Source organism: Jidongwangia harbinensis (genome assembly GCF_020216025.1).
GTDB lineage: Bacteria > Actinomycetota > Actinomycetes > Mycobacteriales > Micromonosporaceae > Actinoplanes > Actinoplanes harbinensis.
Genome location: NZ_JAIWNC010000026.1, coordinates 26,022 through 46,966, shown reverse-complemented (window position 1 = coordinate 46,966; position 20,945 = coordinate 26,022). Strand labels below are relative to the sequence as shown.

The following is a 20,945-nucleotide window of genomic DNA, read 5'->3' as shown; positions in this document are numbered from 1 at the left end:
GCGGTCGTGCGCTGGTCCGACATGGACGCGTACGGCCACCTCAACAACGCGCGCTTCCTCACGCTGTACGAGGAGGCGCGCGTTGCGCTGTTCTTCATCGGCGCCCGGGACCACGGTCTGGAGGGGTCGTTCGAGGAGGGCATCATCATCTCCCGGCACGAGATCGACTATCTGCGGCCGGTCGATTACGGGGACCCGGTCCGCATCGAGATGTGGATCGAGGAGATGAAGGCCGCCAGCTTCACCGTCGCATACCAGATGTTCGACGAGGGCGTGCTGGCCAGCCGGGCCCGCTCGGTCTGCGTCCCGTTCAATCTCGAGGCCGGGTTCCCGCGCCGGCTGAGTCAGGCGGAACGCGACTTCCTCGAGCCGTACCTGCGGACCGGCTGATGGCCGCGCACGGCCTGGTCGGGGTCGCGGACGCCGGTGCGTTCCTGGTCCGCCTGGCCCGGCTGGACCGGTCCGCGCCGGTGCGGCTCCGCTCGACCGAGGCGGCGCACCGCCCGGACGCCGGGCCGCGGACGGCGCTGTGGGCACGGCTGCCCTGGGGCGTCCTGGTCACCCGCGAGGTGGCCGGGCCGGGCCCGGGCGACGCCACCGTGTCGGCGGGCGAGCTGCTGAGCGTGTTGTCCCAGGCGGGCGAGGCGCTGCCGGCCCGCCGGGACGCGGAGTGGCGCTGGCCGCTGCCGCCGGCGGGCGGGACGGTCGTGGAGACCGTGACGGCGGCCGAGCTGACCCGGCTCGCGGACGCCGCCGCCGGCACCCTGCGGGAGGTGTCCGCGGGCGGGCTGAGCGGCCGGGCGGTCGGCCAGCGGGTGGTCCGGGACGCGCTGCTGGACCATGTCGCCCTGGTCGTCACGCCCGGCTCGGGCCGGCCGGTCGAGGTGTCGCAGCGGCTGGTGCAGGCGGTCCTCCGGATGGGCTTCCTCGGTCCGGCCGGTGTGGACGGTCCGGATCCCCGAGTGTGCATATCGGGACACTGGGTGGGAATTTCCGCACCATTTGGAGTCGCGTGGCTACAGCGCGTCCAGGAATTGACCGTTATGCCTATAGTCAATCACCCGAAAGGCTGATGCCACATCGGCCGAGCGGTCGCGCCCTCCAGTTGGGGGGATGACCTCCGCGACCGGTACGGGTACCGTCGGCTCCCGGGTCCACCGCTACGTCCGGCGGAGGGCCTGCTGGGGAGTGAGGTGCACAACGATGCCGTGGTGGTCATGGCGTCCCGGATCTACCCGAGGCGACCAGCCGGAGGCCGGAGGCGAAGTGGCGTTGCAGAGCAGCGTCCGCATCGGAGTTCCGGCACAGCGGGAACCGGTCCATTCCGGCGTATCGGCCGTATCGGCCGAAGTGTCCACGATCGACGAGCCCGATCACGTCTTACCGGTCACGCTCGACCGCATAGGTAAGGCCCTCGACCTGCTCGACATCCGGTTCCTCGCCGACGGCGGAGGCAGCCTGCTGGCGATGTGGGAACGGCACGCGGTGCTGTTCACCCTCGAGGGACCGGACGACGAGATTCTCGTGATGCGCGCCCGGCCGCACTCCACCGTGCCGCCGGACTGGGCAGACCGGGCATACCGCGTGGTCAACGAGTGGAACCACACGCGCCGCTTCTGCAAGGCGTACGTGGGCGATCCCACCGAGCGGGGACAGTTGCCGATCTACGCCGAGCTGCAGGTGCCGCTGAACTCCGGAGCGCACGACGCGCTCCTGGTGGAGATGCTGGACTGCGGTGCCGCGGTGGCCACGTCGTTCGTGGACTGGTTGCACGACGAGGGTGCTCTGCTCTGACGGGTTCCGGCGACCGGTGACCTGCGCGCCCCGGGCGCACAGGTCACCGGCGCGTCCGGATCAGACCAGGGGGAACATGCCGAGGCGGGCGTGGTATTCGCCGCCCAGCCGCACCGTGTCGTAACCGGCCAGCAGGCCGCGCGGCGTGGCCACGAAGACCCGGATGCCCACGCCCCGCTGCGGGAGGCCCGGGTTCCAGGCCAGCGCCTTGCCGGTCAGCGGGTTCAGGGCGCCGATACCGACCCGGGACACCGCACCCGCCCCGGCGCCCCGCGTGTCGCTACCCAGCGGGTTGTCCAGGTACCGCTGGTGGCCGCCGACGTACACGGCGGCGCCGGTCACGGCCACCGCGTAGAGCGAGTCACCGCCGGTGCGCTGCACCCAGCGGGGATGGTGCAGGCCGAGGCCGCCGGTGTCGAACCGGGCCGCCGAGTCGCACAGCAGGGTCGGCGAGGACGCCTGACCGGTGCTCACCACCACGAAGTACTGGCCGTCCGGCGAGAACTTCACCTGCCGCAGGTACGTGTCGAACCCCGCCTTGCATCGCGGCTGGTAGGCGTTGGTGTACCAGTTCGCCACCAGCGCGGTCGGGCCGGCCACGTCGAGCATGACGATCTGGGTGCGGGCGAACGACCCGGCCCGGAGCAGCGCGCCCACCGCGATCAGCTTGCGGCCGTCGGGGGAGACGTCGAAATGCTCCACCCGGGTACGGGCCAGCCCGGGCGCGGACAACCGGGCGTCGAAGCGGGTGTCCAACGCTCCCGTCGACGCGTGGATCCGGGCCAGCGCCACCCGGTTCACGCCGTTGATCGAGGGGAACGTGCCGCCCGCGTACAGCCGGCTGCCCCGGACCGCGAGCGCCCGCACGTCGCCCCAGCCGATCCGGGCGCCGAAGCTGGTCACCCGCTGCCCGGTGAGCGTGAGGCGGGCCAGGCCACGTTGCGCGGCGCCGTTCACCGTCTTGAACGAGCCGCCCAGGTACACGGTGCCGTTCACGCCGGGCGCCAGCGCGTAGACCGCGCCGTCTACGGCCGGCGCGAACGGCCGGATGACGCCGTCGTTCAGGCCGTACGCGAAGATGTTCCGCCGGGCGTACGTCTGCGTGCGCCGGCTGTTCGCCACCTGCTTGAAGCTGCCTCCGACGACCACGGTGTCGCCCACCACGGCGATCGACCACACCATCCCGTCCAGGACGTGCGGGGTGAAGTCCACCGGATTGGCCGACACCACCCGCGGGTGGGCCTGATCGGCGACCGCAGGTGTGGCGCCGAGTAACACGGCGGGTATCAGCAGGGCAGCGGCGAACAGACGGCGACGCATCAGACAACTCCTGAATCGGGGTCCACGATGCCCGGATAGAGGCATTCGTGAGGATCACCCCGATAAACGAGCGGACCGGCGCGAAGGATGCGCCGCGCGCCGCCGGTCAGTCGGTGTTGACCATGAAGTACGCGGCGCGTTCCAGGTACTCCCAGAGCGCCGAACGGTGCGGCTCGGGCAGCCCCAGCGAATCCACCGCGTTGCGCATGTGCAGCAGCCAGGCGTCCCGCTCCGCCGCACCGACCCGGTACGGCGCGTGCCGCATCCGCAGGCGCGGGTGACCCCGGGACGCCGAGTACGTGTTGGGGCCGCCCCAGTACTGCATCAGGAACAGCGTGAGCCGGTCGGCGGCCGGACCGAGATCCTCCTCCGGATACATCGGGCGCAGGATCGGGTCCGCCGCGACGCCCGCATAGAACGCGTCCACCAGCCGGCGGAACGTCGGCTCCCCGCCGACCGCCACGAAGAAGCTCGCCTCCTCGGGCACGGGGTCCTTACGGGCCGGCGTCACCGGCAGCTCACCCGAAACCGTCACGCATCCATCCTGCCAGCCGCTCCGCTCACGTGCTGCGGGGTGTGACGCGCGTTGCGCCGGCCACGCGCCGCCGGGATGGCCGGAACGCCGTGCTCGGCGCGCTCGATCTCCCGGTCCATCAGCCGGGCGCTGGGCCAGCGGATGGCCAGCACCACCATCAGCACCACGCCGCCGACGCTCCACAGACCGACCACCGGCGGCACCTTGGAGTGCTCCGCGAGGACGCCGGTGAGCAGCACCGCCCCGCCCTGGCTGAGCTGGATGCCCTGCTGCATGACGCCGAACGCGCGGGCCCGGAACCCGTGCGGCAGAGCCAGCACGAAGTGGGTGTTCAGCGTGGGCATGAGCCCGCCCTGGGCGACGCCGGAGATCAGCGTCAGCAGCGCGACCACCTCTGCCTTGGGTGCCGCCAGCGCGGGCACCAGGGCGAGCGGTGCCAGGATCGCGAACGGCCGGATCAGCCGCTGGCGGGCGTCGGCCGCCACCAGCCGGCCCACCACGAGTCCACCGATGACGAAACCGATCGGACCGGCCGCCATGATCATGCCCTGGTCGATGCCCCGGCTGACCGAGTCCGAGCTGCCCTCCGCGGCCCACGCCGCGGCCAGGCCCTCCGGCACGATGGCGAACGCGCCCAGGGCGAACACCAGCAGGGCGATCGATCGCAGCACCCGGTTGCCGAACACCAGCCGGAAACCCGCGCCGGTCTCCTTCAGCAGGTGGCTGCGCTGCGACTCGTTGACCGCGGGCGGCCGGTTGCGAACCCCCGTGGTGATCAGCGCCGCGGACGCCGCGAAGGTCAGGGCGTCGATCGAGATGGCCAGCTGCGGGTGCACCGCGGCGGCCAGCGTCGCGCCGGCCACGTACCCGATGACCTGCGCCGCCTGGACCGTGGTGGCGTTGGTGGCCATCGCCACCGCCAGTTGCCGGCGGTCGAGCAGCACCGGCAGCAGGGCCGAGCGGGCCGCCTGCGCCGGGGCGTTGGCCAGCGTGATGACGAACATCACGACCAGGATCGCGGGCACCGGCATGCCGGGGATGACCAGCAGCAGGACCAGGGCCATCCGGAAGAGATCGCAAGCGATCATGACGCGGCGGTACGGGTACCGCTCGGCCAGCGCGGACAGCAGCGGACCGCCCACCACCCAGGGCAGGTAACTCACCGCGAACGCCGCCGCGGACAGCAGGACCGAGTCGGTGCGCTGGTAGACCAGCACGGTGATCGCGGCCCGGGCCAGGTAGTCGCCCACCCAGCTCACCATCATGGCCAGGTACACCGCGCGGTATTCCGAGACGGCGAAGACGTCCCGGAACGACGCCGGGCGCTCCGGCGGCGTCACGTCATCGGCTCTGTCCGTCGGACGTGACCGATGTCGGTCGTCGGACACACCAGGCCCTCCATCGCTCACGGCGGCCGCCGGGTGCGGCGGCGCCGGACACGTCCGCGGGCGAGCCGACGCGAACGTGACGCTGCAAGTGCAGATGCTCTGTGCGCGATTCTGCCCGATCGTCTGACCGGTGGCTAGAGCGTACGGATCGATTATCGGCCATTCGGATGAAGAGCGCCATCCCCCGAACCGGCGTCGGGCCAGGTCAGGTGGCCCCGCCCGGCTCGCCGCCACGCTCTCCCGCGGCGGACGAATACGGCGATGCGGGACGCGGCAGCATCCGCGAAGCGGCGATCTTCTGGGACAGCCCCGACGTCTCCAGCGCCTCGGTCAACGCCCGGCGCAGATCCCGTTGCACGCCCACCTGACCGTCCGCAGTGGTCTTGGCGATCGTCCGGATGGTGGCACCGTCCACGGTGAGCGTCTCGACGCCGATCACATCCGGAGCCTCGAGGAACTCGGTGGCGTGCTCCGGCTGCTCCGCGACCGACTGGGCGGCGGTACGCAGCACCGCGACGGCCTGCTCCGAGTTCACGAAACCGATCGGGATGTCGATCACCACCATGGCCCAGCCCTGGCTCTTGTTGCCGACCCGGAGAATCTCGCCGTTGCGCACGTACCAGAGCACCCCCCGGGCGTCGCGCACCGTGGTGATCCGCAGGCCGACCGACTCCACCACGCCGACGGCGTCGCCGAGGTCCACCGTGTCGCCGACGCCGTACTGGTCCTCCAGCAGCATGAACAGGCCCGCGATCAGGTCCTTCACCAGGCTCTGCGCGCCGAAGCCCAGCGCCACACCGACGATCCCCGCGCTGGCCAGCAGCGGCGCCAGATTGAAGCCCAGTTCGCCCATGACCAGCAGAATCGCCATGGTGAACACCACCGCCGTGACGAAACTGCGCAGCACCGAGCCGATCGCCTCGGCCCGCTGCCGGCGGCGTTCCGGGATGAACTGCCCCTCCTCGGCCGCCGGGGTGGTGCGTTCCTTCAACGGCTTCAGCAGCGCCGGCATGGCGGCCCGGGAGGTGCTGGTGGCGAGCCGGCTGATCGCCCGGTGCAACAGCCAGCGCAGCAGCATCGCGGCCAGGATGATGCCGATGATGCGCAGCGGCTTCACGATGACGACGTAGCTGCTGTTCGCCAGCCACTGATTGTCGGTCAGCTCGAACACGCGGCTGCACAGGGCGTCGGTCTTGCAGCTCTGCGTGACGTCCGGCGTGGTGATCACGATGCCGGGGCCGGACGGAGCGGGAGTCGGAGCGAGAAGTAACACGGGAAGCCACCGTACCGGGCCGGTCCCGATCGCCGCGGCGGCCCGGTCTCCGGGAAACCGGACATCTTCGCATAAGACCTCAGACGTTTACCGGGCGGCTGCAGATTGTGCTCGCAATTCCGTCATCCATCAGGGACTATTGGCGCACGGCCAGCCGAGATCCCGGCTGGCCGGTACCAGACCTCAAGCACTCAGGAGTCGGTTAAGTACCACACCGAAGGGTGACCGCGATGCCTGACATACGACCCACAGTGGGCTCTTCCGCGTTGGTGTTGAACGCTACCTACGAGCCGCTGTGCGTCGTATCGGTGCGTCGAGCGACCATTCTCGTACTGACCGCCAAGGCAGAGTGCGTCTGCGACGGCGACGGACTGCTGCACAGCGCACGCCACACGCTGCCGATCCCGTCCGTGGTCCGGCTGACCCGGTACGTGAAGGTGCCGTACCGGACCCACGTCGGACTGTCCCGCCGGGCGATCTTCGCCCGCGACGGCGGCCGGTGCGCCTACTGTCGCGGTTCCGCCGAGACCATCGACCACGTGTTCCCGCGCAGCCGCGGTGGTCTGCACTCGTGGGACAACGTGGTGGCGGCCTGTGCCAAGTGCAACCACAGCAAGGGCGACAAGACCCCGGCCGAACTGGGGTGGCGCCTGCACGCGCCACCGGCCGCGCCGCGCGGGGTGGCCTGGCGGGTGCTGGGGCACCGGACGCCGGATCCGCGCTGGGCGGACTGGCTCGACCTGCCCAAGCCGGTCGAGGCCGAAGCCGCCTGACGCCCCCGCGCCGAGTGGAACACCAGCGTCGTTATCCACCGCTCATAACGACGCTGGTGTGCCAGTGGAGCGCTCCACTGGCACACCAGCGCTAGCGGTCCTTGGTGCCGATCAGGGACGCGAACACCACGATGTTGTCGGAGTAGCCGCGGTCGCCGCCCAGCCACGTCCCGCCACACGTCACCAGCCGGAGGGACGGGCGGGTGTAGTCGCCGTACACGCGCTGGATCGGCAGTTTGGTCTTGCCGAAGTCCTCCACCGAGTTCACCTCGAACAGCGCCACCTCCCCGTCGCGGCGCAGGATCTCGATGCGCTGGCCGGGCTTCATCCGGTGCAGGTTGTGGAAGACCGACGGGCCGGTCCGGGTGTCGGCGTGCCCGACGATCAGGGCGGGACCGAACTGGCCGGGGGAGGGGCCGTCGGCGAACCAGCCGGCCTCCCGGTGCCGCTCGACCGGCGGCACGTCGACCGAGCCGTCCTTGGCCAGGCCGACGTGCAGGATCGGCGCCTCGATCTTCAGCGAGGGGATGGTGACCCGGCGCGGTGGACTCGGCTCCAGCACCGGGAACGCCCGGGGCGGCGGCTTGTCCGGGCCGCGGAACAGGTCACCCAGGTCGAAGCCGGTGGCGTTGCCGAGGCCCATGCCGACGCTGAACAGGCCGAGGAAGACGAGCGCGGCGGCGATCAGGCCGACGGGTACCGGACGCCGCCCGCGTACCGGTCGCGGTGGCCGGCCCGGAGGTCGGCCCGGTGGCCGGCCCAATGCACGGCCCGGTGGTTGTTGCGGTGGTCGATGCGGCGGGGCGGCCGCCACGGCCGGGCGCCCGCGGGTGTCCGGCCGGGCGACGACCACCTCGGCCGGGCGCCGGCGCAGCACGGAGTCCGGCATGCGCGGGCCGGGAACCTCCGGGCCGGACGGCGCGGGGCGGCGCACGGGCGGCCTCAGCCCAGACGGCGGCGCCGCAGCGACACCACCGCGAGCGCCAGGCCGGCGGCGATCGCGAGGAGGCCGCCGCCGACCATCAGCGGTGCCGAGCGGCCGTCGGCGGTGCCGCCCCCGCCGGTGGCCGGCCCGCGGGCCGGTTCCACCCGGGCCACCACGTTCAGCGTGGTGGTGGCGCTGGAGCCGTCGGGACAGGTGAGCGTCAGGCGGTACGTGCCGGGCTCGGTGCCGGCCGGGACCCGGGTGGTGGCGGTCAGGAAGGCCACGTTGGGGCGGACCGTGACCCGGCCCAGCGGGTCGCCGGCCACCGCCGCGTTCTTCAGGTTGTCGGTGCAGCTGGCGCGCAGGCCCACCTGGTCGCCGGCGCGTACCGTGTCGGGGTTGGCCTCGAGGAACACGGCGGCGGCGTGTGCGGGGGCGGCACCGAGGACGGCGGTCGAGATTCCGACAACGAGCGCTGCCAGAGCGGCCGGGACGGTTGTGCGCATGAGCTCCCCCTCCTGCCGTACCGGGCAGGAACCAGCCGGTACCGCGCGTCAGGGTGATTTTTGCACCTCGGAGCCCATTCCGCGTAGAGCCCGACGGCGTGAGAAGTGGGGTTGAGACCCGACGCAGTGGCACGACCTGCTCTCCGCTACCGTGATTGACGTTCGGATCATTGGGAAATCAGGCGCCTGGGGGCGTTGAGGTTGTCGATTCTTAACACCGTACTGATCTTCGTGATCATCCCGGTTGCGGTCGCGGCGGTGATCGCGGCGCTGTCCTTCGCGGGCAGCGACTCCCGTCGTCGCACCCGGCGGTACCGGCCGGGCCGACCGTACGACTTCCAGCCGGTCTGGTTCCTGGCGTCGCCGGAGCAGGTCAGTTCCGCCGCGGGTGCCCTGACGGCCGGTGGGCGCGCGCAGCCGCCGGCGATCGAGTCGGGCATCATCGAGGACGCGTCCGGCCGGCCGGTGCGTCCCGGGTCCACAGGAGGCGCAAGTGACCGCTGGTAACGTTCAGGATCACCCGACCCGGAACCAGGGCCACACCGCGCTGGACGAGCCCGGCGGCGAGACCATCTCGTCCGAGCCGGAGCAGACCACCTCGCCGGACGGCCAGGCGGCGCTCGACGGCCCGTTCACCACGCGGCAGTTGCTCCGCCTCGACGAGGCGCTCCGGGTGGCCGACCAGCTGACCGGCCTCACCTTCAGCGTCTACATCGGCGATCTCGACGAGCCGGTCCGTGAGCACGCGGAGCGGCTGCACAAGCAGATCGAGGGCGCCAACCGGGCGGTCCTGGTGGCGGTGTCGCCGAACCAGCGGGCGCTGGAGATCGTCACCGGCAACGAGGCCCGGAAGCGTATCTCCGACCGCGACGCCAAGCTGGCCGCGCTGAGCATGTCCGCGGCGTTCGCCGGTGGCGACCTGGCCGGGGGTGTGCTGGCCGGCCTGGACCAGCTCGCCACCCACGCCGGACGGAACTGAGTCAGACCCAGGTCGACGGGGCCACCCGCACCGGGTACGGGGCGTCGAGCTGCACCAGCTCGGCGCCCTGCACTGTGCGTTCCGGGCGGTAACCGCCGTCCTCCAGCCGGTACACGTGCAGCGCCGGGCCCGGCTCCACCCGCCAGAACGACGGGATGCCGGCCTCGGCGTACAGCGTCGGCTTGAGCAGCCGGTCGTAGCGCCGGCTCTCCGTGGACTCCACCTCGATCACCAGCGCCACGTCGGCCGGGTCGGTCCAGATCGCGCCGGACGACTCCGGCCGCAGCACGATCACGTCCGGGATGAGGTTGCTGGCGCCGATCTCCACGCCCAGCCGGGCGCACACCCACCAGCCCGCCGGCGCGGCGCCGCGCAACGTCGTGACCAGTGCGCGGGCCACCGACTCGTGGTCACGGTCGAGCGGCGGCGTGACGTGCAGCGCGCCGTCGACGATCTCGTACCGGTGCCCGTCCTGCGGGAACAGGTGCAGGTCCGGCTCGGTCCACGGGCCGTCGGGTGCGGCCCAGCGCACCAATGATCCGTGCCCCGTCTCCACCGACCACCTCCATCACCACGGAGTGTCAGCGTACTCACGCAGAGTGGGTGATGGGGCGGATCTCAGCCCGCGGCCACGTCCCGGGCCCGGGCCTTGAGCGCGCGCACCACGCCGTCGCGGCCCTCGGCCACCAGCCGGCGCAGCGACGAGTTGTGCCCGTCCGCGGCCAGCCAGGCGTCGGTCAGCGCCACGGTGTCCGCGCTGACCTGGTACGCCGGGTACGCCATCATCACGAACTCCTGCGCCGGTTCGCTGTCCGACCGGGCCCAGAGCGCGTCCACCACCTCGAAGAACTTCGGCGCGTACGGCGCGGTCAACGCGACCTGGGTGGACGTCTGGAAGCCCTGCAGCAGCGAGCGGTGCAGCCAGTTCGGCAGCTCCTCGTCGCCGGTCAGCCGCTCCCACACCTGCGCCTTGTTCTCCGGCGTCGGCAGCAGCGCCCGGGCGTACGCGGCCTCCCGCTCGCCGCTGGCGGTGCGGTCGCCGTCCAGCTCGTACCCGATCTCGTCGTCCGTCGCGACGCCGTGCGCGGCCAGCGTCTGCAGCAGCGACCAGCGCAGCTCGGTGTCGACGGTGAGTCCCGGCGGCACGCCCTCGCCGTCCAGCCAGCCACGCAGCACGGCCAGGTCCGCGGTGCTGCGCGACGCGCTGAGGTAGGCCCGCGCCCAGGCCAGCTGGAACCCGCTGCCCGGCTCGGCCGCCTCCAGGGCGGTACGCGCGGTGGCGGCCAGCTGGGCCCAGCCGGTCGGCGCCCAGTCCGGGTCGGCGTACATGACCAGGGCGGTCTGCGTCTGCCGCAGCGTGGCCGTGGTCAGGTTGATGTCCTTCTCCGCGGGGAGGCCGCTGCACGCCAGCGCCACGTAGTCGCGGGTGGCCAGCTCGGCGTCGCGGACCATGTCCCAGGCGGCGGCCCAGCACAGCGCCCGGGCCAGCGACGACTCGAATCCGGCGATGTGCGGCACCACGGTGGCCATCGACCGCTCGTCCAGGCGCATCTTCGCGTACGTCAGGTCGTCGTCGTTGAGCAGCAGCACGTCCGCGGCCGGCACCCCGGTCAGCGCGGGGATCGCGGTGCGCTCGCCGGTGACGTCCAACTCGAGCAGCTCCCGGCGGACCAGCCGGCCGTCGGTCAGGTCGTACAGGCCGACGCCGATCCGGTGGGTGCGCAGCGTCGGGTACGCGGCCGGCGCCTCCTGCTCGACCACGACATCGGTGTAGGTGCCGTCCGCCCCGATCGACACGACCGGGCGCAGCGTGTTGACCTGTGCCGTCTCCAGCCACTGCGCGGCGAACTTGCGCAGCTCCCGGCCGGACGCCGCCTCCAGCTCGCTGAGCAGGTCGTCGAACGTGGCGTTGCCCCACGCGTGCTTGCCGAAGTAGGCCCGCAGCCCGGCCAGGAACGCGTCGATCCCGACGTACGCGACCAGCTGCTTGATCACGCTGGCGCCCTTGGCGTACGTGATGCCGTCGAAGTTGACCTCGACCGCTTCCAGGTCGGGCATCTCGCAGTACACCGGGTGGGTGGACGACAGCTGGTCCTGCCGGTAGCCCCAGTTCTTCCGGATGGACAGGAACGTGGTCCAGGCGTCGGCGAACCGGGTGGCGTGGGTGTTGCACCAGTGGCTGGCCCACTCCGCGAACGACTCGTTCAGCCACAGGTCGTTCCACCAGCGCATGGTGACCAGGTCGCCGAACCACATGTGCGCCATCTCGTGCAGGATCGTGTTGGCGCGCTGCTCGTACTCGTAGTCGGTGACCTGCGAGCGGAAGATGTAGTGCGCCTCGGCGTGCGTGACGCAGCCGAAGTTCTCCATCGCGCCGGCGTTGAAGTCGGGCACCCACAGCTGGTCGTACTTCGGCAGCGGGTACCGCACGCCGAACTTGTCGTGGAAGAAGTCGAAGCCCTGCTTGGTGATCAGGAACAGGTCGTCGGCGTCCAGGTGCTGCGCCATCGAGGCCCGGCAGAACACGCCCAGGTCGATGCCGTCGTGCGAGTCGCGCACCTCGTGGTACGGGCCCGCGCACAGCGCCGTGATGTACGTGCTCATCCGCGCCGACTCGGTGAAGTGCACGGTCTTGGCCCCCGGGCCGGCCTTCTCCTGCCGGTCCACCGGCATGTTCGAGATGACCTTCCAGTGCGCGGGCACCGTGGCGTGCCAGGTGAACACGCTCTTCAGGTCGGGCTGGTCGAACGCGGCGTAGACCCGCTGCGCGTCCGCGGTCTCGAACTGGCTGTAGAGGTAGATCTCCTTGTCCACCGGGTCCAGGCTGCGCTGCAGGCCCTGCCCGCTCGCCGAGTACGCGAAGTCGGCCTCGACGGTCAGCGTGTTCTCCGCGGCCAGGCCGGTCAGCGTGAGGCCCCGCTCGGCGGACCAGCCGGAGAGATCCACCTCCGCCCCGTTCAGCCGGGCGGACCGGATCGCGGTCGCGGCGACCTCGATGAACGTCTGCGCGCCGGGCTCCGTGCAGCGAAAGGTGACCTGGGTGACGGACCGGAACGTACCCTCGCCGGGATTGCCCGCGCCGTCGGTCAGATCCAGGGCGATGTCGTACCCGGTCACATCGAGCAGGCGGGCCCGCTCGGCGGCCTCGACCTGGGTCAGATTCCGAACTCCGGCCACGATGACTCCTCCAAGCTGGCACTTCAGGCCCCGCGGCCCCCGTCCCGAGTTTTCCTCCACGCCAGCCTATGCGCACCGGGCGTGCCACACGTCACCCGGAGCCGCCCGACTTCGAGGGTGCAGTATCGAAGGCATGACACAACGTGACTCCGTCGACATGTGGTTCGACCCGGCCTGCCCGTGGGCCTGGATGACGTCCCGCTGGCTGCTCGAGGTCGAGAAGGTCCGCCCGCTGGACATCCGGTTCAACGTGATGAGCCTGTCCGTGCTCAACCAGGGGCGGGACGGGCTGACCGACAGCTACCGCCGGCTGATGGACCGCACCTGGGGCCCGGTGCGGGTCTGCATCGCCGCCGCCGAGGCGGCCGGCCCGCAGGTGCTGCGGGACCTCTACACCGCGCTGGGCACCCGCATCCACCTGCGGAAGTATGAGTACGACGCGCGGTTGTACACCGAAGCGCTCACCGAGGTCGGGCTCGACCCCGCGCTCGCCGACGCGGCCGGCAGCGACGCCTGGGACGCCGCGCTGCGGGCCAGCCACGACGCCGGCATGAAGCCGGTCGGCAACGACGTCGGCACGCCGGTGATCCACGCGCCCGGCCCGGTCGACGGCGAGACCGTCGCGTTCTTCGGGCCGGTGGTCACGCCGGCGCCCAAGGGGGAGGCGGCCGGCCGGCTCTGGGACGGGGTGCTGCTGGTCGCCGGCACGCCGGGGTTCTACGAGCTGAAGCGCAGCCGGGAATTGGGTCCGATCTTCGACTGAGCCCACCCGCGGCGGAAAACCCATTCAAGTTCGTTACCTGAGCGCCACCTTCGCGCCTCCGGGGTCGTTGCTCCGGGTGAGAAACCCATCACATCCGAGAGGCGCGAGATGGCCGACACCGATGTCGTGGCCACGTCGACGATCACCGTGCACCGTGGCGCCTGGGCGGACCCGGTCCTGGCCGCGATGGTGGCGCCACCGGTGACGGTGTCCAGCACGCCGCTGGAGCGCCCGATGGACCTGTGGCGGCGCGGACAGTTGGCCCGGTCACGGGCGAACATGCCGGTGGGCCGGCACCGGCGCCGTACCCGGTAGGTTCGCCACCATGACGGTCGTGCACCCGATCACCCGGGCCTGGATCACCACGGGCGGCACCGGCGCCCAGAACTACGACGAGTTCGCCGACGACGCGGAGATCACCGCGATCATCGCGGCCAATCCGCACAGCGCGCTCGCGGTCGAGATGCCGCACCGCGCGCCCGAGTCGCTCGGCAAGACGTTCGCCGAGGCGCTGCCGGACGCCGTGGCCCGGCTCGCCGACGAACGGGCGGACGGCAGCTACACGCCGGCCGAGCGGGTGGTGGTGCTGTACCGCATCACCGCACCGGGCGAGCCGGCCGCGTACGGGCTCTGGTGCATGGTCGACACCGACCAGATCTCCACCAGTGCCGACGAGCCCGGCCTGGTGATCCGCAACGAGGACGTGTTCATCGCCAAGGTGCGGGAGCGGGTGGCGCTGGCCGAGGCGCTCGGCACGCTGCTGTCGCCGGTGCTGCTGCTGCAGACCGGCCGCGGCGACGAGCTGCACGCCGCGCTCGCCGCCGCCACCGAGAACGCCGGGACGCCGGCCGCCACGGACGTCGACCAGACCGGCCGTACCCACGCCATCTGGACCCTGCCGGCCGGTCCGCAGCAGGACGAACTGGTCGCGCTGGCGGGCGGCGGCGAACTGGTCGTGGCCGACGGCAACCACCGCAGCCTGGCCGCGCAGACCGGCGGCCTGCCGCGCTTCCTGGCCGTGGTCACCACGCCCGCGTCGGTGGCCATCCAGCCGTACAACCGGCTGGTCAGCGAGCTGCCGGTGCACGATCTGCGGGCCCAGCTGGTCGCGGCCGGCGCGCAGATCGAGGAGCTGACGCGGCCCGCGGCCATCCCGGCCAAGGGGACCATCGAGCTGTACGCCGAGGGCCGTGCGTACGCGGTGGTGCTCCCGCCCCGGCCCGGCGGCGGCGACGTCGACAACCTGGACCACGCACTGGTCGAGCGGGTCCTGCTGGGTGACGCCCTGGGCCTGGACCCGGGCGACAAGCGGATCTCGTACGTCGGCGGCGACTATCCGGCCGAGTGGCTGCGCGGTGAGGTCGACGCCGGGCGTGCCGAGCTGGCCGTGCTGATCGCACCGGTGACCGTCGAGGACTTCGTGGCGGTCAACCTGGCCCGCCAGAAGCTGCCGCGCAAGAGCACCTGGTTCACCCCCAAGGCCCGCGGCGGCCTCGTCCTCGCCCAACTTTGATGCTGCACCCTCAGGTCACGGCCGCCGCGGCACTGCGGCGGCGGCCGACCGCGGCGGAACTCGCCGCGGACCCGCACACCCAGCTGCGGTTCGCCCGGGACGCGATGGAGCAGGCCAACGAGGTGGAGAGCGGCCCCGCGCTGCCGCTGCCGGTGGTGGTGGACGTCGACGCCGACGGCGTGCCCTGCCGGCTGTACGCCACCCGGGTGAACACGCCGGTCCTCGTGTACGCGCACGGCGGCGGCTGGTGCTACGGCAGCATCGAGACGGTGGACCGGTTCTGCCGCCGGGTGGCCGACCGCTCCGGCTGCGCGGTGCTGTCGGTGGGCTACCGGCTGGCCCCGGAGCACGTCTTCCCGGCCGCGCTGGACGACGTCGAGACGGTCCTCGCCTACCTCCGCAAGGAGGGCGCCGGCCTGGGCGTCGACCCGTCCCGGCTGGCCGTCGGCGGTGACAGCGCGGGCGGCCAGCTGGCCACCGTGGCGGCCCGCCGGCAGCGGGACGCGGCCACCCCGGTCGACTACCAGGTGCTGATCTACCCGGTGATCGACCCGATGCTGTCCGCCGAGTCGTACGACGAGCTGGGCTCCTACGGGCTGGACCGGGCCGCGATGAAGCTGGCCTGGGAGACGTACGTGCCGGACCCGGCGCAACGGTTCACCCCGGACGCGGCGCCGCTCGCCGCCGACCTGGCCGGAATGCCGCCCACCCTGATGATCACCGCCGAGTACGACGTGCTGCGCGACGAGGGCGCCGACTACGCCGACGCGCTGACCGCCGCGGGCGTGCCGGTGGTGCACGTCCGGTACGCCGGCATGAACCACGGCTTCGCCCGCAAACTCGCGGTCATCGACGCGGCCCGGGCCGCCGCCGACCAGGTGGCGTCCTCGCTGCGGGCCGCGCTGACCTTCTGAGAGACTTCGGGGCATGCGCGTCTACCTTGGTTCCGATCACGCCGGCTACGAGCTGAAGATGCACCTCGTCAACCACCTGACCAAGCAGGGGTACGACGTGGTCGACGTGGGTCCGCACGGTTACGACCCGGAGGACGACTACCCGCCGTTCTGCCTGCACACCGGCGCGAAGGTGGTGGCCGACGAGGGCAGCCTGGGCATCGTCATCGGCGGCTCCGGCAACGGTGAGCAGATCGCCGCGAACAAGGTCGACGGGGTCCGCTCGGCGCTCGCCTGGAAGGTCGAGATCGCGCAGCTGGCCCGCCAGCACAACGACGCGAACGTGCTGGCCATCGGCGCCCGTCAGCACACCCTGGACGAGGCCACCTCGTTCGTGGAGGCGTTCCTCAACACGGCGTTCTCCGGCGATCCCCGGCACGCCCGCCGGATCGGGCAGCTCGCCGCGTACGAGTCGGCCCGCGAGCTGCCGCCGCTTCCGTCGCTGCCGCAGGGCTGAGCCGCTCAGCGGTTGCGCGGCAGGTCCTCCCGGGGCAGCCAGTTCCGCCGCACGATGGACAGGGTCGCCTCGGCGTCCGCCAGGTGCTCCTCGCCGGGCCGGGCGGCGTCCCGGGCGCGCATCGCCGCACTCAGGCTGACCTGCGACGAGCCCGATCCGACCAGTCCGCGCAGCCCACGCTCGGACTCCCGGTCGGCACCACCGGCGCCGGCACCGGACGTCGGCCGCGACCCGGGCGCCGGACGGCCGTTGCCGCCGGAGACGGGCCGGGCGGGGCGCGGGTCGGCCTGCGCGACCGGCCGGGCGGCGGGCCGTCCGGGCACCCCGCTCATCCCGCCGGGTGTCGGGCGGACCGGCGGTTCCACCGGGTCGTCCACGGCGGAGGTCACCGCACCCGCCTTGGTGCGCGTGGCCGGCTCGACCGCACCGGCCGGCTCGACCGGCTCGACCGCACCGGCCGGCTCGACCGGCGCGCCCGGCTCGCCCGCACCGGCCTGCTCGACCGGCCCGGTTCCGGCGGGCGGACGTAACCGGCGGCGTCGGCGTTCGGTCTCACCCATACCGCCGAACCTACCGCCTAGAACACCTCCAGCGGGTTCGGCATCCGGAGTCCGCCGAACGCCGTCGACGCCCGGGCCAGCGCTCCCGGGGTCAGTTCGTGCACCCGCCCGGCGCCCGCCAGACTCGCCAGCGTCGGGCCGCCCAGGTAGACGGTGCCCAGCTCCAGCGTGGTGCAGGCCAGGTCGGCCGGCGCGTCGGTGCGGGCACAGGCGGCGCCGTCCGGTCCGCCGGTGAGCCGCCACCGGCCGGTGTTCCGCGGCAGATCCGGGTCGGTCACGTCCAGGACCACGTCGACCTCGGTGGGGTACCGCCGGGCGGCCAGCGCCGCCGGCAGGTCCACGATCCGGATCCACAGCCCGTCCTGCATCCGGATGCCCAGCCGGCGCGGCTCGTCCACCAGGTGTGGCAACGGCTCGTCCAGGGCCAGGTACTCGGCGACGGCGGTGCGGGTCAGGTCGATGGTGAGCAGGAAGCGCCACAGGGCCGCGTACGCCACCGGGTCGGCCGCCACCACCTCGCGGATGTGCACCGTCGCGTCCGGTCCGTGCGCGTCCCAGCGCGACTCGGTGCGCCACAGGGCGTACCCGGTGGGTCCGTCCGGGGTGTGGTGGACGACGCCGTGCAGCCGGGTGCCGCCACCGCGCTGCGAGGGCAGGTCGGACAGCACGAACCGCCACCACCGGTCGTCCCGGCTGGACCAGCCGGGACGGTGCGGGCGCAACGACTCGTACACCGTGCGGAGGTCCGCCACCGCGGCGGCCGGGTCGACCATCCGCAGCCGGCCGTCGCTCGCGGGCACGGCGGGCGGGGTGATCTCCCGGTTCATGATGTGCATGGTCAGGCGCTGGGCGGCCGGCCCGAACCCGTACCTCGGATAGATCCTGGTCTCGCTCGCCCAGAGCACCGCGACCGGTTCCCGGCCGGCGGCCGCGAATTCGTCCAGCTGCCGGCGCATCATCCGGTTCAGCAGGCCTCGCCGGCGGTGCGTCGGCGCGACGCCGACCTGCGTGACGTGCGCGGCGGGCAGGACGGCGCCGGGCACGGTCAGATCCCGGGTGTACGCCGCCGCGTGCCCCACCACCAGGTCGCCGTCCGTGGCGACCAGCGCCCGGTCCGGTTCATAGACCGAACCCTCGACGTCCCGCATCTCGTCGGCCGTGTGGTGGAACACCACTGAGAGCAGATCGGACACCGCGGGCCAGTCGTCCGCGGTGCCGACCCGGATCGCAAGCTCTGCCGAAGTCATGGCCCCCTGTGTAGTGGATCAGGCACGCCGCAGCGACCGAGTTTGCCGGCTCGTTACTCTCGATATGACGGCGCCGGAGGTGTGGCGCCGGATCTGTCGTCGCGTACAGGGGGTGGGCACGATGCCTGAGCAGCCGCCGCAGTGGTCGGAGCGGACGCTCGACATGCCGCCGCAGGATCCCTGGGCCGAGCCGCCCACGGCGCCGGTGCCGGGTCGGCCCGGGGAGCCCGCGGCGCCGCCGCCTCCGTCGCCGTTCTCCCGGGGCCGGGCCCAGGTCAACCCCCACCCCCGGACCCAGCAGTACGCCGCCGAGCACGAACCCACCGGCACCGGCTGGCCGGGTTCCGGGGCGCCGCGGCAGAACCGTTCGGGCTCCTGGCACCTGAACGAGCTGCGCCGCGGCGGCGAGTGGACCAGCGCCGCGTTGCTGTTCGCGTTCGTCTGCTGGGGCATCTGGGCCATCTCCACCGACGGCGACCTGACCACCCCGATCGTGGTGTTCGTGTGCAGCCTGTTCGTGGCGCTCGGCCTGTTCGTGCTGGCCCGGGTCCTCGGTGGAGCGATCCTGGAGAAGCAGCTGGGCCGGGTGCGCCGGTCCGCCCGCGGCGCCCACCTGGTCGCGGCGGTGTTCCTGGTCGGCGTGGGACTGGCGCACCTGCAGCAGACCGAATGGGTGATGGACGCGTACCACTGGGTAGTGGGTCTTTTCTGACCCCCGTTCCTGGTCTGGATCCTCCCTTCCTGGGTACCCCCGCGGTCGGCCTGGGGAGGCAAGATGATCGATGCGCGGGTAGGCGTCGTGGTGATCACGCACCAACGGCGCGACGAGGCGGTGGCCGCGGTGGCCCGGCTGCGGGCGCTGCCGGAACGGCCACCGGTGGTGCTGGTGGACAACGGCTCGACCGACGGCACGGCCGCCGCCGTCCGGGACCGCTTCCCGGACGTCGACGTGGTCGCGCTGGGCGAGAACCTCGGCGCCGTCGGGCGCAATGTGGGCGTGGACCGACTGGGTACGCCGTACGTCGCGTTCTGTGACGACGACACCTGGTGGGAGCCCGGTTCGCTGCGCCGCGCCGCCGACCTCCTCGACGGCTGCCCGAGGATCGCCGTGCTGAACGCCCGGATCGTGGTGGAACCGTCCGGTGCCGACGACCCGATCGTGGCGGAGCTGCGAGACTCCCCGGTGTCCGCGCCCGGGTGGCTCCCCGGTCCCGCGCTGGGCAGCTTCCTGGCGGGCGCCGCGGTGGTGCGCCGGGACGCGTTCCGGCGGGCCGGCGGCTTCAGCCCGTGGCTGTGGCTGGGTGGCGAGGAGGAGCTGCTGGCCACCGACCTGATCAGCGCCGGCTGGGAGCTGTGCTACCGCGACGACCTGGTCGTGCACCACCGGGCGTCGGTGCTGCGTGACCCGGATCTGCGCCGCCGGGTGGGGCTGCGCAACACGCTCTGGTTCACCTGGCTGCGCCGGCCGCTGAGGCAGGCGCTGCGGCGGACCGCGTTCCTGGCCCGCACGGTCCCGCACGACCGGACCTCGGCGCTCGGCTCCCTGGACGCGCTGCGCGGCCTGCCCTGGCTGCTGGCGAACCGGCGGCCCCGGCCGTGGACGGTGGAGTCCCGGTTGTCCGCGCTGGACGCGGCGCAGCGCGCCTCCCGGGCCCGCCGCTACGTCAGCTGAGCCGCGGGCTCGCCCACCGCGCGGGCGGGTTCGGAGCGGGCGGGTTCGGAGCGGGCGGGTTCAGAGCGGGCGGGTTCAGAGCGGGCGGGCGAAGTCCTGGGTCCAGAACAGCGTGCCGTCCGCGTCGGCCGCCACGCCCACGCCGAGGTTCGTGAAGTCGCAGTTGAGGATGTTCGCCTTGTGGCCGGAGCTGTTCATCCAGCTGGCCATCACCGCGGCCGGCGTGCGCTGCGCCTGGGCGATGTTCTCGCCGGCACCGGACCACCGGTATCCCGCCCGGGTGATCCGGGTGGCGAACGGGACGCCGTCCGGTGTGGTGTGACTGAAGTAGTTCCGGGTGGCCATGTCCGCCGAGTGCGCCCGGGCCGCCGCGACGAGCCGGTCGTCCGAGGTCACCGCCGGGCAGCCGGCCGAGGTACGTTCCCGGTTGACGAGGCTCAGCACCTCCGCCTCGAACGCCGGGTTCCCGGGCGGCGGTCCGCTGCCGGGCGGCGGTGGCGGCGTGGCGGTGCTACCCGGCCCGTTCGGCACGGAAGCGGTCGGTGCCACCGTCGGCGGAGTCCCGTCCGTCGTGACGACCAGCTTGTCGACATCCGGAGCGACGCCGTCCGGGTTGCCGAAACTGATCGTGTTGTCACCGGCCGCGAGCGTGGCGGTGATCCGTACCGTGGCGGGCCGATTCGCCCCCCGGGACGCCGGAAACCGGATCGCGGCGGCGACCGCACCGTTCACGCTGACCCGGGCGGTCCGGGTCTCCGCCCCGGTGTACGTCACCGCCAACCGGGTCGGCCCCGCCCGCTCGGTCACCACCCCGGCGAACGTCAGCGAACCGAGCAGTCCGATCCCGGTGACCCGCCGCCCGCCCGAGCACCGCCCGCACTCCACGGCGTGGGCACCGCCGCGCATCGAGTTGCCGGCGGCCTCCGCCTCGTACGTCATGGTGCCGGCACTGGCACTGGCCGCAACGACGATCCCCGCCGCGGCGGTGACGAGGGCGACGCCGCCGACGAGGAGAACGCGTCTACGCATGGTGGTCCGAATCGTTGAGGAAGGATTGTCCGGCGAAGACGGTATCGTCGTAATTCGATGCCGGTCTATTAGCCCGGCCTT

24 protein-coding genes are annotated in these 20,945 nt (G+C 72.5%); 13 read left to right on the top strand and 11 right to left on the bottom strand.

The annotated features are described in order from the left end of the window. Positions 1-6 precede the first annotated feature (6 nt). The 3 genes from LDL48_RS28445 to LDL48_RS28435 all read left to right on the top strand — a co-directional run bounded on the left by LDL48_RS28445 (position 7) and on the right by LDL48_RS28435 (position 1,794). The gene (locus tag LDL48_RS28445; protein WP_372472208.1) at positions 7-390 is read left to right on the top strand and encodes an acyl-CoA thioesterase; all 384 of its coding nucleotides are present in this window, start codon (positions 7-9) and stop codon (positions 388-390) included. Further along, positions 390-1,073, top strand: coding sequence for a DUF8185 domain-containing protein (locus tag LDL48_RS28440; RefSeq protein WP_225258304.1), 684 nt, complete (start codon positions 390-392; stop codon positions 1,071-1,073). Before LDL48_RS28445 ends, LDL48_RS28440 begins: the two co-directional genes overlap by 1 nt. A gap of 130 nt (positions 1,074-1,203) precedes the next feature. Next, entirely contained in the window at positions 1,204-1,794 is a 591-nt protein-coding gene (locus tag LDL48_RS28435; RefSeq protein ID WP_225258303.1) for a type III secretion system chaperone family protein, read from the top strand. A gap of 60 nt (positions 1,795-1,854) precedes the next feature. On the opposite strand, the gene LDL48_RS28430 is transcribed toward LDL48_RS28435, so the two are convergent. The 4 genes from LDL48_RS28430 to LDL48_RS28415 all read right to left on the bottom strand — a co-directional run bounded on the left by LDL48_RS28430 (position 1,855) and on the right by LDL48_RS28415 (position 6,310). Further along, positions 1,855-3,114 (bottom strand): PKD domain containing protein, encoded by a 1,260-nt coding sequence (locus tag LDL48_RS28430; protein WP_225258302.1) that lies wholly within the window; start codon positions 3,112-3,114, stop codon positions 1,855-1,857. Between the two features lie 106 nt (positions 3,115-3,220). Beyond that, positions 3,221-3,649, bottom strand: a complete 429-nt coding sequence (locus LDL48_RS28425; protein WP_372472207.1) for a globin — start codon at positions 3,647-3,649, stop codon at positions 3,221-3,223. After that, entirely contained in the window at positions 3,646-4,989 is a 1,344-nt protein-coding gene (locus LDL48_RS28420; protein ID WP_225258301.1) for an MFS transporter, read from the bottom strand. The genes LDL48_RS28425 and LDL48_RS28420 overlap by 4 nt, the downstream gene beginning before the upstream one ends. Positions 4,990-5,242: 253 nt before the next feature. Further along, positions 5,243-6,310 (bottom strand): mechanosensitive ion channel family protein, encoded by a 1,068-nt coding sequence (locus LDL48_RS28415; protein ID WP_372472206.1) that lies wholly within the window; start codon positions 6,308-6,310, stop codon positions 5,243-5,245. Positions 6,311-6,540: 230 nt separating this feature from the next. Between LDL48_RS28415 and LDL48_RS28410 the strand changes: the two genes are divergently transcribed. Continuing rightward, a complete protein-coding gene (locus LDL48_RS28410; protein WP_225258300.1) occupies positions 6,541-7,083 on the top strand; it encodes an HNH endonuclease in 543 nt (180 codons plus the stop codon). 91 nt (positions 7,084-7,174) lie between these two features. On the opposite strand, the gene LDL48_RS28405 is transcribed toward LDL48_RS28410, so the two are convergent. Then, on the bottom strand, positions 7,175-7,972 hold the full coding sequence (locus LDL48_RS28405) for a class F sortase (RefSeq protein ID WP_225258299.1): 798 nt from the start codon (positions 7,970-7,972) through the stop codon (positions 7,175-7,177). Positions 7,973-8,025: 53 nt separating this feature from the next. Next, on the bottom strand, positions 8,026-8,514 hold the full coding sequence (locus tag LDL48_RS28400) for a hypothetical protein (RefSeq protein ID WP_225258298.1): 489 nt from the start codon (positions 8,512-8,514) through the stop codon (positions 8,026-8,028). Between the two features lie 231 nt (positions 8,515-8,745). Here LDL48_RS28400 and ctaJ point away from each other — a divergent pair, with 231 nt between their 5' ends. Both ctaJ and LDL48_RS28390 read left to right on the top strand, forming a co-directional pair. Then, complete coding sequence (gene ctaJ, locus LDL48_RS28395; RefSeq protein WP_443667680.1) at positions 8,746-9,021, top strand: aa3-type cytochrome oxidase subunit CtaJ; 276 nt, start codon at positions 8,746-8,748, stop codon at positions 9,019-9,021. A 64-nt stretch (positions 9,022-9,085) separates the two neighbouring features. Next, positions 9,086-9,493: a DUF5130 family protein gene (locus LDL48_RS28390; RefSeq protein WP_225258401.1), complete on the top strand. Its 408-nt coding sequence runs from the start codon at positions 9,086-9,088 to the stop codon at positions 9,491-9,493. Between the two features lies 1 nt (position 9,494). On the opposite strand, the gene LDL48_RS28385 is transcribed toward LDL48_RS28390, so the two are convergent. Further along, positions 9,495-10,049, bottom strand: a complete 555-nt coding sequence (locus LDL48_RS28385; protein WP_225258297.1) for a Uma2 family endonuclease — start codon at positions 10,047-10,049, stop codon at positions 9,495-9,497. Between the two features lie 62 nt (positions 10,050-10,111). After that, positions 10,112-12,670, bottom strand: coding sequence for an aminopeptidase N (pepN, locus tag LDL48_RS28380; protein WP_225258296.1), 2,559 nt, complete (start codon positions 12,668-12,670; stop codon positions 10,112-10,114). 133 nt (positions 12,671-12,803) lie between these two features. On the opposite strand from pepN, the gene LDL48_RS28375 reads away from it, so the two are divergent. From LDL48_RS28375 to LDL48_RS28355, 5 genes are all read left to right on the top strand, one after another. Then, a complete protein-coding gene (locus LDL48_RS28375; protein ID WP_225258295.1) occupies positions 12,804-13,433 on the top strand; it encodes a mycothiol-dependent nitroreductase Rv2466c family protein in 630 nt (209 codons plus the stop codon). Positions 13,434-13,541: 108 nt separating this feature from the next. Beyond that, on the top strand, positions 13,542-13,748 hold the full coding sequence (locus tag LDL48_RS28370; RefSeq protein WP_225258294.1) for a hypothetical protein: 207 nt from the start codon (positions 13,542-13,544) through the stop codon (positions 13,746-13,748). A 10-nt stretch (positions 13,749-13,758) separates the two neighbouring features. After that, positions 13,759-14,946, top strand: a complete 1,188-nt coding sequence (locus LDL48_RS28365) for a DUF1015 family protein (RefSeq protein WP_225258293.1) — start codon at positions 13,759-13,761, stop codon at positions 14,944-14,946. Continuing rightward, positions 14,946-15,860, top strand: coding sequence for an alpha/beta hydrolase (locus tag LDL48_RS28360; RefSeq protein WP_225258292.1), 915 nt, complete (start codon positions 14,946-14,948; stop codon positions 15,858-15,860). The genes LDL48_RS28365 and LDL48_RS28360 overlap by 1 nt, the downstream gene beginning before the upstream one ends. A 13-nt stretch (positions 15,861-15,873) precedes the next feature. After that, positions 15,874-16,356: a ribose-5-phosphate isomerase gene (locus LDL48_RS28355; RefSeq protein ID WP_225258291.1), complete on the top strand. Its 483-nt coding sequence runs from the start codon at positions 15,874-15,876 to the stop codon at positions 16,354-16,356. A 5-nt stretch (positions 16,357-16,361) separates the two neighbouring features. On the opposite strand, the gene LDL48_RS45170 is transcribed toward LDL48_RS28355, so the two are convergent. Next, the gene (locus tag LDL48_RS45170; protein WP_225258290.1) at positions 16,362-16,916 is read right to left on the bottom strand and encodes a hypothetical protein; all 555 of its coding nucleotides are present in this window, start codon (positions 16,914-16,916) and stop codon (positions 16,362-16,364) included. A gap of 17 nt (positions 16,917-16,933) precedes the next feature. Beyond that, positions 16,934-18,163 (bottom strand): GNAT family N-acetyltransferase, encoded by a 1,230-nt coding sequence (locus tag LDL48_RS28345; protein WP_225258289.1) that lies wholly within the window; start codon positions 18,161-18,163, stop codon positions 16,934-16,936. 121 nt (positions 18,164-18,284) lie between these two features. Between LDL48_RS28345 and LDL48_RS28340 the strand changes: the two genes are divergently transcribed. Both LDL48_RS28340 and LDL48_RS28335 read left to right on the top strand, forming a co-directional pair. Then, positions 18,285-18,875 carry a DNA-directed RNA polymerase II gene (locus LDL48_RS28340; RefSeq protein WP_225258288.1) on the top strand — a complete coding sequence of 197 codons (591 nt, stop codon included), beginning with the start codon at positions 18,285-18,287 and terminating at the stop codon, positions 18,873-18,875. Between the two features lie 63 nt (positions 18,876-18,938). Beyond that, entirely contained in the window at positions 18,939-19,835 is an 897-nt protein-coding gene (locus LDL48_RS28335) for a glycosyltransferase family 2 protein (RefSeq protein WP_225258287.1), read from the top strand. Positions 19,836-19,910: 75 nt separating this feature from the next. Here LDL48_RS28335 and LDL48_RS28330 read toward each other — a convergent pair whose 3' ends face one another. Further along, on the bottom strand, positions 19,911-20,864 hold the full coding sequence (locus LDL48_RS28330) for a CAP domain-containing protein (RefSeq protein WP_225258286.1): 954 nt from the start codon (positions 20,862-20,864) through the stop codon (positions 19,911-19,913). Between the last annotated feature and the right edge of the window lie 81 nt (positions 20,865-20,945).

What these genes read in the sequence shown, in the direction of transcription:
- LDL48_RS28440 (WP_225258304.1), top strand. Translation starts at nt 390, where the DNA reads ATGGCCGCGCACGGCCTGGTCGGGGTCGCGGACGCCGGTGCGTTCCTG.
- LDL48_RS28435 (WP_225258303.1), top strand. Translation starts at nt 1,204, where the DNA reads ATGCCGTGGTGGTCATGGCGTCCCGGATCTACCCGAGGCGACCAGCCG.
- LDL48_RS28430 (WP_225258302.1), bottom strand. Translation starts at nt 3,114, where the DNA reads ATGCGTCGCCGTCTGTTCGCCGCTGCCCTGCTGATACCCGCCGTGTTA.
- LDL48_RS28410 (WP_225258300.1), top strand. Translation starts at nt 6,541, where the DNA reads ATGCCTGACATACGACCCACAGTGGGCTCTTCCGCGTTGGTGTTGAAC.
- LDL48_RS28405 (WP_225258299.1), bottom strand. Translation starts at nt 7,972, where the DNA reads ATGCCGGACTCCGTGCTGCGCCGGCGCCCGGCCGAGGTGGTCGTCGCC.
- LDL48_RS28400 (WP_225258298.1), bottom strand. Translation starts at nt 8,514, where the DNA reads ATGCGCACAACCGTCCCGGCCGCTCTGGCAGCGCTCGTTGTCGGAATC.
- LDL48_RS28375 (WP_225258295.1), top strand. Translation starts at nt 12,804, where the DNA reads ATGACACAACGTGACTCCGTCGACATGTGGTTCGACCCGGCCTGCCCG.
- LDL48_RS28370 (WP_225258294.1), top strand. Translation starts at nt 13,542, where the DNA reads ATGGCCGACACCGATGTCGTGGCCACGTCGACGATCACCGTGCACCGT.
- LDL48_RS28365 (WP_225258293.1), top strand. Translation starts at nt 13,759, where the DNA reads ATGACGGTCGTGCACCCGATCACCCGGGCCTGGATCACCACGGGCGGC.
- LDL48_RS28360 (WP_225258292.1), top strand. Translation starts at nt 14,946, where the DNA reads ATGCTGCACCCTCAGGTCACGGCCGCCGCGGCACTGCGGCGGCGGCCG.
- LDL48_RS28355 (WP_225258291.1), top strand. Translation starts at nt 15,874, where the DNA reads ATGCGCGTCTACCTTGGTTCCGATCACGCCGGCTACGAGCTGAAGATG.
- LDL48_RS45170 (WP_225258290.1), bottom strand. Translation starts at nt 16,916, where the DNA reads ATGGGTGAGACCGAACGCCGACGCCGCCGGTTACGTCCGCCCGCCGGA.
- LDL48_RS28345 (WP_225258289.1), bottom strand. Translation starts at nt 18,163, where the DNA reads ATGACTTCGGCAGAGCTTGCGATCCGGGTCGGCACCGCGGACGACTGG.
- LDL48_RS28340 (WP_225258288.1), top strand. Translation starts at nt 18,285, where the DNA reads ATGCCTGAGCAGCCGCCGCAGTGGTCGGAGCGGACGCTCGACATGCCG.
- LDL48_RS28335 (WP_225258287.1), top strand. Translation starts at nt 18,939, where the DNA reads ATGATCGATGCGCGGGTAGGCGTCGTGGTGATCACGCACCAACGGCGC.
- LDL48_RS28330 (WP_225258286.1), bottom strand. Translation starts at nt 20,864, where the DNA reads ATGCGTAGACGCGTTCTCCTCGTCGGCGGCGTCGCCCTCGTCACCGCC.